The 13,882-nt window shown below is 71.9% G+C and carries 16 protein-coding genes; 13 read left to right on the forward strand and 3 right to left on the reverse strand.

From position 1 onward, the window contains the following. The first annotated feature begins 8 nt into the window (after positions 1-8). Both ACIBI9_RS02350 and thiI read left to right on the forward strand, forming a co-directional pair. Positions 9-650 (forward strand): response regulator transcription factor, encoded by a 642-nt coding sequence (locus ACIBI9_RS02350; protein WP_364832379.1) that lies wholly within the window; start codon positions 9-11, stop codon positions 648-650. Positions 651-713: 63 nt separating this feature from the next. Next, positions 714-1,913 (forward strand): tRNA uracil 4-sulfurtransferase ThiI, encoded by a 1,200-nt coding sequence (thiI, locus tag ACIBI9_RS02355; protein ID WP_397220123.1) that lies wholly within the window; start codon positions 714-716, stop codon positions 1,911-1,913. Positions 1,914-1,937: 24 nt separating this feature from the next. Here thiI and ACIBI9_RS02360 read toward each other — a convergent pair whose 3' ends face one another. Both ACIBI9_RS02360 and aroF read right to left on the reverse strand, forming a co-directional pair. Continuing rightward, positions 1,938-2,225: a YiaA/YiaB family inner membrane protein gene (locus ACIBI9_RS02360; protein ID WP_397220124.1), complete on the reverse strand. Its 288-nt coding sequence runs from the start codon at positions 2,223-2,225 to the stop codon at positions 1,938-1,940. Positions 2,226-2,377: 152 nt separating this feature from the next. Next, entirely contained in the window at positions 2,378-3,409 is a 1,032-nt protein-coding gene (gene aroF / locus ACIBI9_RS02365) for a 3-deoxy-7-phosphoheptulonate synthase (protein WP_397220125.1), read from the reverse strand. A 206-nt stretch (positions 3,410-3,615) separates the two neighbouring features. On the opposite strand from aroF, the gene ACIBI9_RS02370 reads away from it, so the two are divergent. From ACIBI9_RS02370 to ACIBI9_RS02390, 5 genes are all read left to right on the forward strand, one after another. Beyond that, positions 3,616-4,257, forward strand: coding sequence for a molybdopterin-dependent oxidoreductase (locus ACIBI9_RS02370; RefSeq protein ID WP_397220126.1), 642 nt, complete (start codon positions 3,616-3,618; stop codon positions 4,255-4,257). A 54-nt stretch (positions 4,258-4,311) separates the two neighbouring features. Next, the gene (locus ACIBI9_RS02375) at positions 4,312-5,469 is read left to right on the forward strand and encodes a sensor histidine kinase (protein ID WP_397220127.1); all 1,158 of its coding nucleotides are present in this window, start codon (positions 4,312-4,314) and stop codon (positions 5,467-5,469) included. A 66-nt stretch (positions 5,470-5,535) separates the two neighbouring features. Continuing rightward, the gene (locus tag ACIBI9_RS02380; protein ID WP_397220129.1) at positions 5,536-6,276 is read left to right on the forward strand and encodes a LytR/AlgR family response regulator transcription factor; all 741 of its coding nucleotides are present in this window, start codon (positions 5,536-5,538) and stop codon (positions 6,274-6,276) included. Next, positions 6,273-6,566 (forward strand): hypothetical protein, encoded by a 294-nt coding sequence (locus tag ACIBI9_RS02385; protein ID WP_397220130.1) that lies wholly within the window; start codon positions 6,273-6,275, stop codon positions 6,564-6,566. Before ACIBI9_RS02380 ends, ACIBI9_RS02385 begins: the two co-directional genes overlap by 4 nt. Before the next feature lie 63 nt (positions 6,567-6,629). Next, positions 6,630-8,120, forward strand: a complete 1,491-nt coding sequence (locus ACIBI9_RS02390) for a cation acetate symporter (protein WP_397220131.1) — start codon at positions 6,630-6,632, stop codon at positions 8,118-8,120. A gap of 338 nt (positions 8,121-8,458) precedes the next feature. Here ACIBI9_RS02390 and ACIBI9_RS02395 read toward each other — a convergent pair whose 3' ends face one another. Further along, positions 8,459-9,298 carry a deoxyribonuclease IV gene (locus tag ACIBI9_RS02395; RefSeq protein WP_397220132.1) on the reverse strand — a complete coding sequence of 280 codons (840 nt, stop codon included), beginning with the start codon at positions 9,296-9,298 and terminating at the stop codon, positions 8,459-8,461. Positions 9,299-9,465: 167 nt separating this feature from the next. On the opposite strand from ACIBI9_RS02395, the gene uraD reads away from it, so the two are divergent. From uraD to ACIBI9_RS02425, 6 genes are read left to right on the forward strand one after another with little or no spacing between them, the layout of a single operon-like run. Continuing rightward, the gene (gene uraD, locus ACIBI9_RS02400) at positions 9,466-9,966 is read left to right on the forward strand and encodes a 2-oxo-4-hydroxy-4-carboxy-5-ureidoimidazoline decarboxylase (protein ID WP_397220133.1); all 501 of its coding nucleotides are present in this window, start codon (positions 9,466-9,468) and stop codon (positions 9,964-9,966) included. Beyond that, complete coding sequence (gene uraH / locus ACIBI9_RS02405) at positions 9,963-10,262, forward strand: hydroxyisourate hydrolase (RefSeq protein ID WP_397220134.1); 300 nt, start codon at positions 9,963-9,965, stop codon at positions 10,260-10,262. Before uraD ends, uraH begins: the two co-directional genes overlap by 4 nt. Continuing rightward, positions 10,263-11,123 (forward strand): factor-independent urate hydroxylase, encoded by an 861-nt coding sequence (gene pucL, locus ACIBI9_RS02410; protein WP_397220136.1) that lies wholly within the window; start codon positions 10,263-10,265, stop codon positions 11,121-11,123. 5 nt (positions 11,124-11,128) lie between these two features. After that, complete coding sequence (locus tag ACIBI9_RS02415) at positions 11,129-11,989, forward strand: FAD binding domain-containing protein (RefSeq protein WP_397220137.1); 861 nt, start codon at positions 11,129-11,131, stop codon at positions 11,987-11,989. Then, positions 11,989-12,462, forward strand: coding sequence for a (2Fe-2S)-binding protein (locus ACIBI9_RS02420; protein WP_397220138.1), 474 nt, complete (start codon positions 11,989-11,991; stop codon positions 12,460-12,462). The genes ACIBI9_RS02415 and ACIBI9_RS02420 overlap by 1 nt, the downstream gene beginning before the upstream one ends. Beyond that, positions 12,459-13,853, forward strand: a complete 1,395-nt coding sequence (locus ACIBI9_RS02425) for an 8-oxoguanine deaminase (protein WP_397220139.1) — start codon at positions 12,459-12,461, stop codon at positions 13,851-13,853. The genes ACIBI9_RS02420 and ACIBI9_RS02425 overlap by 4 nt, the downstream gene beginning before the upstream one ends. Positions 13,854-13,882: the final 29 nt, after the last annotated feature.

Raw genomic sequence — 13,882 nt, forward strand, 5'->3', positions numbered from 1 at the left:
GTTGCGGCATGGTGCGGGTGATGGTGGTGGACGACCATCCGATGTGGCGTGACGGCGTCGCCAGGGATCTCGCCGAGGCCGGATACGAGGTCGTCGCCACCGTGGGGGAGGGGCGGCAGGCGGTGCGGGCGGCCGGGGCGGTCCGGCCGGACGTCGTGGTGCTCGATCTGCGGTTACCGGATATGTCGGGCGCGGAGGTGGCCGCCAGGCTGGCCGCGGTGGAGCCGCCGCCCAGGGTGCTGGTGTTGTCGGCCAGCGCCGAGCAGGACGACGTGCTGGAAGCGGTCAAGGCAGGCGCATCCGGATATCTGGTGAAATCGGCCAGCCGGGAGGAGTTCTTGGACGCGGTACGCCGCACCGCCGACGGCGACGCCGTGTTCACCCCGGGCCTGGCCGGGCTCGTGCTCGGCGAATACCGGAGGCTGGCCGCGCAGCCCGCGCCCGCCGAGGGGCCGCGGCTGACCGAACGCGAGACCGAGGTGCTCAGGCTGGTCGCCAAGGGCCTGTCCTACCGGCAGATCGCCGAGCGGCTCGTGCTCTCCCACCGCACGGTGCAGAACCACGTCCAGAACGCCCTGCGCAAGCTCCAGCTCCACAGCCGGGTGGAGCTGGTGCGATATGCGATCGAGCACGGGCTGGACGCGGACTAAACTCGATGGCGCGCGGCGTTGCCTTCGACGCGTGCCCTTCCCCGTCTTCCCGGAGGTTCCACCATGACGATGTCCGCCCTGGGCGAGCCGTGCGTTCTGCTCAAGCTGGGCGAGATCGTCCTGAAAGGCAAGAACCGCGAGCTGTTCGAACGCCGCCTGATCAGCAACATCCGTGACGCGCTCCGGTCGCTCGACCTCAAGCTCGACGTGCGCAAGCGGCATGGCGTGATCGCGATCTTCCTGCCCCAGGGCGCCACCGCCGAGCAGGCGGAGGCCGTGGCCCAGCGGGTCGCCGACGTTCCCGGGCTGGTCTGGATCCACCGGGCCTGGCGGGTCGCCAAAGACCCCGACGCCGTGCTGAAGGCCGGTCTCGAGCTGGTCGGCGAGAGCGAGGAGGCCAAGCGGGGCGCCCGCTTCGCCGTCCGCTCCCGCCGCCGCGACAAGCGCTTCCCGCTGCGCTCCAACGAGCTCGACCGCCTCGTGGGCGGCGCGATCAACGACGAGTACGGCCTGCCGGTCGACCTGAAGAACCCCGAGCTGACGGTGTCCATCGAGGTCGACAGGGACGAGGTGTTCGTCTTCACCGGCGGCATCCCCGGCCAGGGCGGCCTGCCGGTCGGCAGCAGCGGCCGGGCCCTGGTGCTCATGTCGGGCGGCATCGACTCGCCGGTGGCGGCGTACCGGATGATGCGGCGCGGCCTGCACGTCGACTTCCTGCACTTCTCCGGCATCCCGTTCACCACCTCCGAGTCGATCTACAAGGCGTACGCGCTGGTCAAGAAGCTCGACCGGTTCCAGGGCAGGTCGCGGCTGTGGGTGGTGCCGTTCGGCAAGGCGCAGCAGTCGATCCGCACCTCCGGCCAGGACCGCCTGGCCGTGATCGCGCAGCGGCGGCTCATGCTCAAGACGGCCGAGGAGGTCGCCCACCGCATCCACGCCGCCGCGCTGGTCACCGGCGACGCGCTCGGCCAGGTCTCCTCCCAGACGCTGGCCAACATCACCGCCCAGGACAACGCGGTCGACCTGCCGATCCTGCGGCCGCTGGTGGGCTGGGACAAGACCGAGATCATGGCCGAGGCGCGGCGCATCGGCACGCTGGAGATCTCCGAGCTGCCCGACGAGGACTGCTGCACGCTGCTGGCGCCCAAGCGGGCCGAGACCCGGGCCAAGATCGAGGACCTGAAGCAGATCGAGAAGCGGCTCGACGCCGAGGAGCTGTGCGTGCAGCTCGCCGACTCGATCCAGGAATACACGCTCGACTAGCGCCCCCGCCGCCGGGGACGGGGGTCAGGTGCTGACCTTGAACGGGTCGTGCTCGGTCAGCAGCTTGTCCAGCCGCGCCTGGTCGACGCGCTTGGTGACCTCCGACTGCTCCTGCCGGTCCCGTACGACCTTGCACAGCGTGACCGTCGAGGTGACGACGTACAGCAGGCCGAGCCCGAGGAACGCCCTGACCCATCCCTCGACGGGCAGGTAGACCAGGGCGATCACCACGGAGGACAGCGAGACGGCGAACGACAGGATCGCCTGGACGTAGAACGCGGTGGTCTGCGTGGGTTGGATGGGCTTCGTCATGCGGCCATCGTCGCGCCGCGCCGCGCCCCGCCGCATGGGGTCACGTACTTAAGTTACTTCTGAGTACGGCCGGCCGCTCGGCTCGTGGCGGCGGCCGGCCGTACGTACGCGCGGGATCGCTCGTGGCAGGGATACGGCATCGGATCAGCAGGTCAGACAGCGACCGCGGCCGCGGCGGACTTGCCGAGCAGCGCCGGGAAGTCGTTCATCACCTGGGCCAGCTCGCCCAGGTCTGAGTCGATCAGGGCCTGCGGGCCGTCGCAGAGCGCCTGCTCGGGCTGCGGGTGCACGTCGATGATCACGCCGTCCGCGCCCACCGCGATGGCCGCGCGGGTCAGCGGCAGCACCAGGTCGCGCCGCCCGCCCGAGTGGGACGGGTCGATGATCACCGGCAGGTGCGACAGGCGCTGCGCCACCGGCACGGCCGAGACGTCGAGCGTGTTGCGGGTCGCCGTCTCGAAGGTCCTGACGCCCCGCTCGCACAGGACGATGTCGAGGTTGCCGCGCTGGGCGATGTACTCGGCGGCCATGAGCCACTCCTCGATCGTGGCGGTCATGCCACGCTTGAGCATCACCGGCCTGCCCGCCGCGCCGACCGCCTGCAGCAGCGCGAAGTTCTGCATGTTGCGGGTGCCGACCTGCAGCATGTCGGCGTACGAGGCCACCAGTTCGACGTCCTGGGCGTTCACGACCTCGGTCACGATCGGCAGCCCGGTCTCCTCGCGCACGTCGGCCAGGATGCGCAGGCCCTGCTCGCCCAGCCCCTGGAAGGCGTACGGCGACGTACGCGGCTTGAAGGCCCCGCCGCGCAGCAGCACCGCCCCGGCCGCCTGCGCCATCCTGGCCGCGTCCAGCGTCTGCTGGTGGGTCTCCACCGCGCACGGCCCCGCGATCAATGTCACGGTGTCGGGGCCGATCGGCACGCCGCCCACGTGGACCGTGGAGCGTTCCGGGTGGTTCTCCCTGCTGACCAGCTTGTACGGGGTGGACACGCGCATGACGTCGCGCACCCCGCCCATGCCGCGCAACGTGGCCGGGTCGAGCTGGGTCACGTCGCCCACCAGGCCGACGATCGTCCGTTTCACGCCCTTGCTGACGAAAGCCTCGACCCCGGCCGCCTGGACGACCGACACGATCGCCGAAAGATCATCCGCGGTGGCCTCGGGGCCCATCACGATCACCATCTGTACTTCTCCTCTGTCCGAAACTTTGCCCGAAACGACAAAAGGCCCCGGGTCCTGGTGGACCCGGGGCCTTCGTTCGCCTGTCTGCTAGCGCAGCGTCAGATGGCGAACGGACTCGGGTCCGTCGCCATACCAAAACAGCCACGCGGTGCGCATAGCTCGTAAGGATAGCGCACCGAACCCGCCCGCGAAGCACCATCCATCCGATGGCAGGATGGCCCCAGACCACGAGTCAGGTGAGGGGAGTGATCGTGGAGGAGTCGCGCCTGCCTCCAGGCCAGTACGTGCCGCGCGGCCGACCCGTGATCCACTACGGCAGGGTGCCCCGGTTCAAACCGGAGAGCTGGGACTTCCGCGTCTTCGGCGCCACCGCGTCCGGGGCGGAGCACCATTTCTCCTGGAACGAGTTCGAACGGCTGCCGCGCGCCACCCGCATCGCGGACTTCCACTGCGTGACCAAGTTCTCGCTCATGGCCAACGAGTGGTCCGGCGTCACCCCCGCCACGATCATGGCGGCGGCCCCGCCGGGTCCCGGCGTGCGCCACGTGATGATCTGGGCCGAGTACGGCTACAGCGCCAACCTGCGCATGTCCGACTTCGCGGCCCAGGACACGCTGTTCGCCATGGAGCTCGACGAGAAGCCGCTCAGCCCCGACCGCGGCTTCCCGCTGCGGATCGTCGTGCCCCACCTGTACGCGTGGAAGAGCGTCAAATGGGTGCGCGGCATCGAATACCTCGTCGAAGATCGGCGGGGTTTCTGGGAGGAGCGCGGCTACCACAACGTCGCCGACCCCTGGCGCGAGCAGCGCTACTCCTACCAGGAAGAACCCGGCGAGGGACCCCCCTAGACTTCACTCCGGGTTTTCCCCCGGACACGCTCTGTTTTGGCTACGGTTTTCCCCGTGCTGACCACCGCGTGCGTGGCGCTGTCCTCCTCCTTGGCCTCCCTGGCCTTCGTCGCCGGCTACGGGCTCGCCCGTGCCCGGTGGCGCCTTCTGGCGCTGCCGGAGTGCCGTAGATCGGACGAGGCGACGTTCACCACGCTGCACATCGCCGCGATGGCCGCCCCCGCCCTGCGGACCGGGCTCAACCGCGACTCGGCCCGCAAGGCCGTACGGCATCTGCGCACGCTGCTCGGCACGCAGGCCGTCGCGATCACCTCCACCGAGGCCGCGCTGGCCTGGGAGGGGCCGTGCACCGACGACGTGCTCACCTACGCCCGGGCGGCCCTGGCCGCGGGGCGGTCCCAGGTGTTCGCGGGCGAGCCGCACGGCGCGGTCGTGGTGCCGCTGACCGTGGACGGCACGGTCGTGGGCACGCTGGCGGCCTTCGACGACGAGGTGAGCGCCGCCCTCGTGCGCACCGTCACGGAGGTCGCCCGCTGGGTGTCGGGACAGCTCGAGCTCGCCGACCTGGACGCCTCGCGGCGGCGGGCGCTGGAGGCGGAGATGCGCGCGCTGCGGGCGCAGATCTCGCCGCACTTCGTCTACAACGCGCTCACGACGATCGCCTCGTTCGTCCGTACGAACCCCAAGCGCGCCCGCGAGCTCCTGCTCGACTTCGCCGACTTCTCCCGGTACGCGCTGCGCCGGGCGCACGACTTCACGACCCTGGCCGACGAGCTGACCTGCGTCGATCGCTACCTGCTGCTCGAACGCGCCCGCTTCGGCGACAAGCTGCGCTTCAGCATGCAGGTGGCGCCCGAGGTGCTGCCCGTGCCCGTGCCGTTCCTGTGCCTGCAGCCGCTCGTCGAGAACGCCATCAAGCACGGCATGCGCGGCCGCGGCGGCACCGGCGAGGTGCGGGTCGTGGTGCGCGACGCGGGCCCGGAGGCGCACATCACGGTCGAGGACGACGGCGCGGGCATGGACCCGGAGTGCGCGCGGCGGATGCTCGACGAGGACCCGGCCCGCGAGGGCAGCGGCATCGGGCTGGCCAACGTGGACCTGCGGATGCGCCAGATCTACGGCGACGGCTACGGGCTCGTCGTGGAGACGGCGCTGGGCGCGGGCACCAAGGTGAGGCTGCGGGTGCCCAAGAGTCAGCTTAGCTCATTGTAGTCATTTCATTACGCTATGCTGGCGTGTCGCTTGTGACCTTTGCTTTCATACGGCAGCGTGGAGGACATGCTGAGAGTCCTGGCCGTCGACGACGAGGTGCCCGCTCTGGAGGAGCTCGCCTATCTGCTGCGCCAGGACGAACGGATCGAACACGTCGCGACCGCCGCCGACGGCGTCACGGCGCTGCAGGACATGGTGCAGATGATCGGCGGGGGCGAGCGGCTCGACGGGGTCTTCCTCGACATCCGGATGCCCGGGCTCGACGGGCTCGACCTGGCCAGGCTGGTCGGCGGGTTCCCCAGCCCGCCCCGGCTGGTGTTCGTGACGGCGCACGAGGAGTGCGCGGTGCAGGCGTTCGAGCTGGAGGCCGTCGATTACCTGCTCAAGCCGGTCAGGGCCGAGCGCCTGGCCGAGGCCGTGCGCCGGCTGGAGGCCACCTCCCTGCCCGTGCCCGAGCCCGGCCAGGACGAGGTGATCCCGGTCGAGCTGGGCGGGCGCACCCGGTTCGTGCCGCAGCAGGCCGTCTGGTTCGCCGAGGCCAAGGGCGACTACGTGCGGCTGCACACCGTCGACGGCAGCTACCTCGTGCGCATGTCGCTGGCCGCGCTGGAGCGGCGCTGGTCGGATGCCGGGTTCATCCGCATCCACCGCAGCACGCTCGTCTCCGGGCGGCACGTCAGCGAGCTGCGCTTCGAGGGCGGGCGGGTGACGCTCACCGTCGGCACCGAGACGCTGCAGGTCAGCAGGCGGCACAGCCGCCAGGTGCGCGACCAGCTCGTACGCCACCACAGGGGCGTGATCTCGTGACGGCGGAGCGGCGGGTGATCGTGTCCCGCAGGCCGGTCGCCCTCGGGCGCTCCCGTGACCGGTTCGACCCCGGCGACGGCGGGCCCGACGTGCCGGCGATCGTGGGGCGGCAGTTACGGCAGGCGCTGCTGACCGTGGGCGCCGTGGCCGCGCTGCTGGCGGGCGTCCCGGTGATCGCCGTGTGGGTGCCCGCTCCCTGGGCCTGGTTCGCGCTCTCGCTGGCCGTGCAGGGAGCCTGGGTCGTGCTGGCCGTGCTGCAGCTCAGGCGCGCGGAGCGGCTGGAAAGGTGAGCGGGCTGCGGCTGGGGCGGGCGGAGCGGCTGGGGAGATGAGCGGGCTGGGGCGGGCGGAGAGATGACCGTCGCGGTGCTGACCGGGATCGCCTTCGTGCTGGTGCTGGGCGTCATGGTGGGCTCCGCGCGACCACGCCGCTCCAGTGGCGTCTCCGACTTCCACGTGGCGGCCAGGGCCGTTCCGCCCTGGTGGAACGGCGCCGCCATCGCCTCCGAGGTCACCTCGGCCGCGGCCTGCCTGGGCCTGGCCGGGCTCATCGCCACCCGGGGCGGGCCGATGCTGTGGTACCCGCTGGGGGCCACGGCCGGGTTCGTCGTCATCCTCGCCCTGGTCGTCGCCCCCTTGCGGCGCTCGGGGACGTACACGCTGCCCGACTTCGCCGAGTGGCGGTTGAGATCGGCCAGGCTGCGGCGCTTCGCCACGTTCCTCGTCCTGGCGATCGGGCTGGCGTTCATGGTCGCGCAGCTCCACGCGGCCGGGACGGTGGTGCGGCTGCTGACCGGGCTCCCGCCGTGGCTCGGGTGGGCGGCCATCGCCTCGGCGGCGCTGGTCGTGGCCTGCGCGGGCGGGCTGGGGAGCGTGACGAGCGTGCTGGCCGCGCAGTTCTGGCTGAAGCTGATCGTGTTCGCCGGGGTGGGAGCGGTGTGCTGGTGGGCGGCGGGCGCGCGGTCAGTCACCTGGTTCGAGGGGGCGTACCGGGCCGCCGAGCCGGGGCTGGCGGGGGTGGGCGACCCGTCGCTGCCCGGCGTGCTGACCGTGGTGGTGGCCTGCGCGCTGGGCACGATGGGGCTGCCGCACGTGATCGTCCGGGTCTACACCAACAGCGACGGGCGCGAGGCCAGGCGGTCGATCGTGGCGACGCAGGCCATGCTGGCGGTGTTCTGCGTCGTGCCGCCGCTGTACGGGCTTCTGGGGCACGGCCACGTGCACGAGGGCCCGGCGGACGAGATCGTGCTGCTGCTGCCCGCCAGGCTGCTTCCAGGGCCTGTGGGCGACGCGCTCACCGGGGCGCTGGCCGCCGGGGCGTTCGCCGCCTTCCTGGCCACCACGGCGGGCGTGCTGGTGGCGGTCGGGGGAGCGGTGTCGGCGTGCCTGGCCCGCGCCGGGGTCCGCGCCTTCCGCACGGCCGTCTGCCTGGTCCTGCTGGCCGCGCTCGCCCTGACGGCGGTCACCGGACCGCAGGCCTCGGTGGCGCTCGTCCTGCTCGGCTTCAGCCTCTCGGCGGCCACGCTCTGCCCGCTGCTGGTGCTCGGGATCTGGTGGCGGCGGTTGACGGACGCGGGGGTGGCGGCCGGGTTCGCGCTCGGCGGGGGCGTGACGGCGGTGCTGGTGATCGAGGAGCAGGCGGGCGTGAAGATGGGCGTGCTCACGTCCAACCCCGCGCCGGTGGCGGTGCCGGTCGCGTTTGCCGCGATGGTAATGATTTCCCTGGTCACACCGGGTCGGATGCCGCGCGGGGTGGGGCGGATGATGGCCCGGATGCACGTGCCCGAGCACCTCGCGGGCCCACGGGACTACCGCTCGTCGCAGCACGGCGACCGCTCATCGTAACAGCACTCTCCGTATGTCGATGACTACGGACCGTTCAACGAGCTGTCCGAAAACAGGGTATCGCCCGCAAGATCGCGACCGTAGTGTTTCGGCAACGAAAGCCACTCCGGCGCATCGGGGGGGACGAGCCGGGGGGCTCACGACAGGCCTGATGCGCCGGCTTCACCGGTGACCGCGCAGGTCACCACGGCTGCCGGGCCCCCATCCGGGGGTGGGGCCCGCCACGCCGGTCACGTGAAGGGGCGCCTGCTGAGGCCCTCAGCCGGCCCCGCGATTCGGCCCTTCGGGGGCGGCCGGATCGCGCGAGCAGGCGCCCCTTTCGCGACGAGGCGGCCGGGTCAGGAGTCGCGGAGCTTCTTCAGCAGGGCGATGTCCTCGGCGTGCTTGGGCGCCTTGCCCGGCGTCTCGATGCAGATCGGCACCCCCGCCACGGCCGGGTGGCGCATGAGCTCGGCGAACGGCTGCGCGCCGATGTGGCCGGCCCCGATGTTCTCGTGCCGGTCCTTCTTGGCGCCGCACACGTCCTTGGAGTCGTTGGCGTGGATCAGCTTGAGCCGCCCGGGGGCGATCTCGTGCAGGGCGTCGAACGTCTCCTTCACCCCGCCCGGCGCCGCGAGGTCGTGGCCGGCGGCGAAGGCGTGGCAGGTGTCGAGGCAGATGCCGGCGCGCGGATGCCAGTCGAGCGCGGCCAGGTAGGGCTCGATGTCCTGGACGGTGGCGCACAGCATGGCCCCCTGCCCCGCCATCGGCTCCAGCAGCAGGTCGGGCCCGCCGTCGGGGATCTCCTCCAGCAGCGGCAGCAGATTTTCCCGCACCTGGCGCAGCGCGTCGTCGCGCGACTGCGTGACCGCCGAGCCCGTGTGCACCACGACCCCCTTGGCGCCGACGTCGGCGCCGCGCCGCAGCGTGTGGCGCACCAGCGCGATGGAGTTGGCCAGGGTCTCCGGGCTGGGCGAGCCGAAGTTGGCGAGATAGGGCACGTGGACGAACGTCTCGACGCCCGACTCGGCCAGCTTGGCGTCCTCGTCGGGCTTGCCCTCGGCGAGGGCCCAGCCGCGCGGGTTGGTCACGAAGACCTGGATCATCTCGGCGCCGATCTCGGCCATGTATGCGAGGCCGCCCGTCGCCAGGCCGCCCGCGACGAGCACGTGCCCGCCGATCAGGGATGTTGGGGTCATGATGGGTCTCAGTGTAGGTGCACGCCCCGACATCTCGGAGGCCGCCGCGGACCGGGCGCGTCGGCCCGCCGGTTGGATGATGACACGAAAAGTCCCGGCCGCGGGGGCGTCCGGTTCGGAGTTCTCGTGGATGGACCGGGCACGAAGCGGGTGTGTGTACTTCTGACATGCCCGACACGCTGAGCGACTTCAACGCCAGGTCCCCGGCCGGCGCCGAGGAGGAGCTGCTGGCCTGCTGCTCCTCGCGCGCCTTCGCCGCGAAGGTGGCGGCGCTGCGGCCGTACGACGATCTCGACGAGCTCGCCGCGACCGCCGAGGCGGCCGTCCGGGACCTGGGGTGGGACGACGTGCTGGAGGCGCTCAGGGCGCACCCGAGGATCGGGGAGCGGGCGGCGGGTGACGGCAAAGAGGCGTCGTGGTCGCGCCAGGAGCAGTCAGGAGTCGAGGACGAGGTGCGTGCGGCGCTCGCCGCGGGCAACAAGGCGTACGAGGACCGGTTCGGGCACGTCTACCTGGTCTGCGCCACCGGGCTCACCGGGGCACAGATGCTGGCCAGGCTGCGCGAGCGGCTGGGCAACGACGAGGAGAGCGAGCGGGTGGCCGTGCGGGGCGAGCTGGCCGCGATCACCGCGCTGCGGCTGCGCAAGCTCATGAAGGAGGGGACATGAGCTTCTCGACGCACGTGCTGAACGCGGTCACCGGGCTGCCCGCGCAGGGTGTCCACGTCCGGCTGGAGCACGAGGGCCGCGTGGTGGCCGAGGGGCGCACCGACGAGGACGGGCGCATCAAGGGCTGGCACCCGGGAGCCGGCGTCCACCGGGTCGTCTTCGACACCGGGGCCTACCTGGAGGAGACGTTCTACCCCGAGGTCGTCGTCACCTTCACCGTCGCCGACCCCGGACGGCACTACCACGTGCCCCTGCTGCTCAGCCCGTACGCCTACTCCACCTACCGAGGGAGCTAGATGTCCATCAGGCTCGGACCCAACCGCTACGGCAAGGCGGAGACCAGGCTCGTCCACGTGGTCAGGGACGGACCCGTCCACCACGTCAAGGACCTCAACGTCAGCACCTCCCTCTCCGGCGACATGGAGGCCGTCCACCTGACCGGCGACAACGCCGCCGTCCTGCCCACCGACACGCAGAAGAACACCGCGTACGCGCTGGCGAAGAAGCACGGCGTCGGCCAGATCGAGGAGTTCGCCCTCCTGCTGGCCGGGCACTTCGTGCAGTCGCAGCCGACGGTCCACCACGCCAGGGTCGAGATCGACGAGTACGCGTGGACCCGCCGCGGGCCGCACTCGTTCGTGCGCGACGGCGGCGAGGTGCGCACCTGCGTCGTCCACTGCGACCGGGACGGCCGCTCCACCGTGGTGTCCGGGCTCAAGGACCTGGTGCTGATGAACACGACCGGCTCGGAGTTCCACGGCTACATCGTGGACGAGTACACCACGCTGCCGCCCACCACCGACCGCGTCCTGGCCACCGCCGTCGCCGCGCGCTGGCGGCACGCGGGGGACACGCCCGCGTACGGCAAGTCGTACGAGCAGGTGCGGCAGTGCCTGCTGGACGCGTTCGCGGACACCCACAGCCTGTCGCTCCAGCAGACCCTTTACGCCATGGGCGAGCGAGCCCTGAGCACCTGTCCCGAGCTCTGCGAGATCCGGCTCGCGATGCCGAACAAGCACCACTTCACGGTGGACCTGTCGCCGTTCGGCCTGGACAACGACAACGAGGTCTTCTTCGCCGCCGACCGCCCTTACGGCCTGATCGAGGGCAGCGTGCTGCGGGAGGACGCACCCGGCGCCGGATTCGCCTGGGAGTAGGGGACATGGACTTCTTGCGACCCACGACGTGGGAAGAGGCGCTGGCCGCCAAGGCGGACCGGCCCGACGCGGTGCCCATCCAGGGCGGCACCGACGTCATGGTGGAGATCAACATGGACGTGCGCAGGCCCGCGGCGCTGCTCGACCTCAACCAGGTGGCCGAGCTGCGGGAGTGGGCCATGGTGGGCGATATGTGCCGGGTGGGGGCCGCGGTGCCGTACGCGCGGGTCATCGAGGAGCTGGGCGGGCCGCTGCCGGGGCTCGCCCAGGCCGCGCGCACGGTCGGCTCGCCGCAGATCCGCAACCGCGGATCCGTCGGCGGCAACCTCGGCGCGGCCTCGCCCGCCGGCGACAGCCACCCCCCGCTGCTGGCGGCCGGCGCGGTGGTCGAGGTGGAGTCGCGCGAGCGCGGCGTCAGGATGATCCCGGCCGACGAGTTCTACCTGGGGGTCAAGCGCAGCGCGCTGGAGCCGGACGAGCTGATCAGGGCCGTCCACGTCAGGCCCGCGACCGGGCCCCAGTACTTCTCCAAGGTCGGCACGCGCAACGCCATGGTGATCGCGGTGTGCTCGTTCGCGATCGCGCTGCACCCGGACGAGCGGCGGGTGGGCACCGGGATCGGCTCCGCGGCGCCCACGCCGCGCCGGGCGCTGGAGGCGGAGGAGTTGCTGGCCCGCGAACTAGACTGGACGGCGCCGCTCGATCCGGCGCTGACCAGGCGATTCGGCAAGCTGTGCGCGGCGGCCGCGGCGCCGATCGACGACGTACGGGGCAAGGCCGCCTACCGGGTGCACGCCATCGGCGTGATGGCCCGCCGCACGCTGGCCTGGGCCTGGAACGACCATCTGGGAAAGAGGGCCGCCTGATGCGCGTCACCTTCACCGTCAACGGCCGCGAGGAGATCGCCGACGACGTCTGGGAAGGCGAGAGCCTCCTGTACGTGCTGCGCGAGCGCGTCGGGCTCCCCGGCTCCAAGAACGCCTGCGAGCAGGGCGAATGCGGGTCCTGCACGGTCTATCTCGACGGCGTGCCGGTCTGCTCCTGCCTGGTCGCCGCCGGGCAGGCCGAGGGGCGCCAGGTGCGCACCGTCGAAGGGCTCGCCGAGGGCGACCGGCTCGACCCGGTCCAGGAGGCGTTCGTGGAGTGCGGGGCCGTGCAGTGCGGGTTCTGCACGCCGGGGCTCGTGGTGCAGGCGCACGACCTGATCGCGCGGGTGGAGCGGCCGTCCGACGCGGAGATCAGGGAGGCGCTGGCCGGGAACCTGTGCCGGTGCACGGGCTACGAGAAGATCATCGAAGCGGTACGGCTGGCCGCATCGCGAAAGGCGAACGCCGAGTGAGCCTGCTCATCGAGAACGTCCACATCGCGCCGGTCGCCGGCCCCGAGATCCAATCCGGATATATCAGGATCGAGGGGGACCGGATCGCGGAGCTCGGCCCCGGGCCCGCGCCCGCCGCGTCGGTCGCGGGGCCGGGCGCGGCCAGGATCGACGGCACCGGCTGCCTGGCCACCCCCGGCCTGGTCAACACCCACCACCACCTGTACCAGTGGGCCTCGCAGGGCCTGGCCCAGGACGCGACGCTGTTCGAGTGGCTGGTCGCTCTCTATCAGGTGTGGGCCGCCATGGACGCCGAAGTGGTCAACGGGGCGGCCACCGCGGGCCTCGGCTGGCTGGCGCTGTCGGGCTGCACCACCTCCAGCGACCACCACTACATCTTCCCCAAGGGCAGGGGCGACCTGTTCGCGGCCGAGATCGAGGCCGCCCGCGAGGTGGGCATCCGCTTCCACCCCGCGCGCGGCTCGATGGACCGAGGCGAGTCGCAGGGCGGGCTGCCGCCGGACGTCGTGGTCGAGGAGCTGGACGAGATCCTGGCCGCCACGTCGGAGGCCGTGGACACCTACCACGACCCGTCCTTCTCCTCGATGCTGCGGATCGCGGTCGCCCCGTGCTCGCCGTTCTCGTCCAGCGCCGAGCTGATGACCGAGTCCGCCGACCTGGCCAGGGCCAAGGGCGTGCGCCTGCACACGCACGTCGCCGAGACCTCGGACGAGGACGAGCACTGCCTGGCCCAGTTCGGGCTGCGCCCCGTGGACTACATGGAGAAGCTGGGCTGGCTGGGGCCCGACGTCTGGTTCGCGCACTCCGTACACCTGAGCGACGACGACATCGGCAAGCTCGCCGCCACCGGCACGGGCTCCGCGCACTGCCCCTCGTCGAACGGCCGGCTCGGCGCCGGCATCGCCCGCGTCTCCGAGATGCTGCGCCGCGGCGCGAACGTGGGCCTCGGCGTGGACGGCAGCGCCTCCTCCGAGCTGACGCCGCTGGTGGGAGAGCTGCGCCAGGCCCTGCTGTTCCAGCGCGCCAGGTTCGGCCCCCAGGCGCTCACGGCCCGCCAGGCCCTCGAGATCGCCACGCTCGGCGGGGCCCGCAACCTCGGCCGCGAGCAGGAGCTCGGCTCCCTCGAACCCGGCAAGCTGGCCGACCTCGCCCTGTGGCGCATCGACGGCCCGTTCACCTCGGCGGTGGCCGACCCGGTCTGCGCGCTCGTCTTCGGCCCCCCGCCGCCGCTGGCCCGGGTGCTCGTCGGCGGCCGGGTCGTGGTCGAGGACGGCGAGCTGAGGACCGTCCCCCAGGACGCCGCCGGGCGCGCGGGCGCCGAGGCCCACCGCCGGCTGATGCGGCTGGCGCGGGAACGGGGCCTCACCGCAGCCAAGGAGCTCCACCACTGACCGGGAGACTAGGGTGGGAATGTCCCGAA

It is taken from the genome of Nonomuraea sp. NPDC050451 (genome assembly GCF_044458585.1).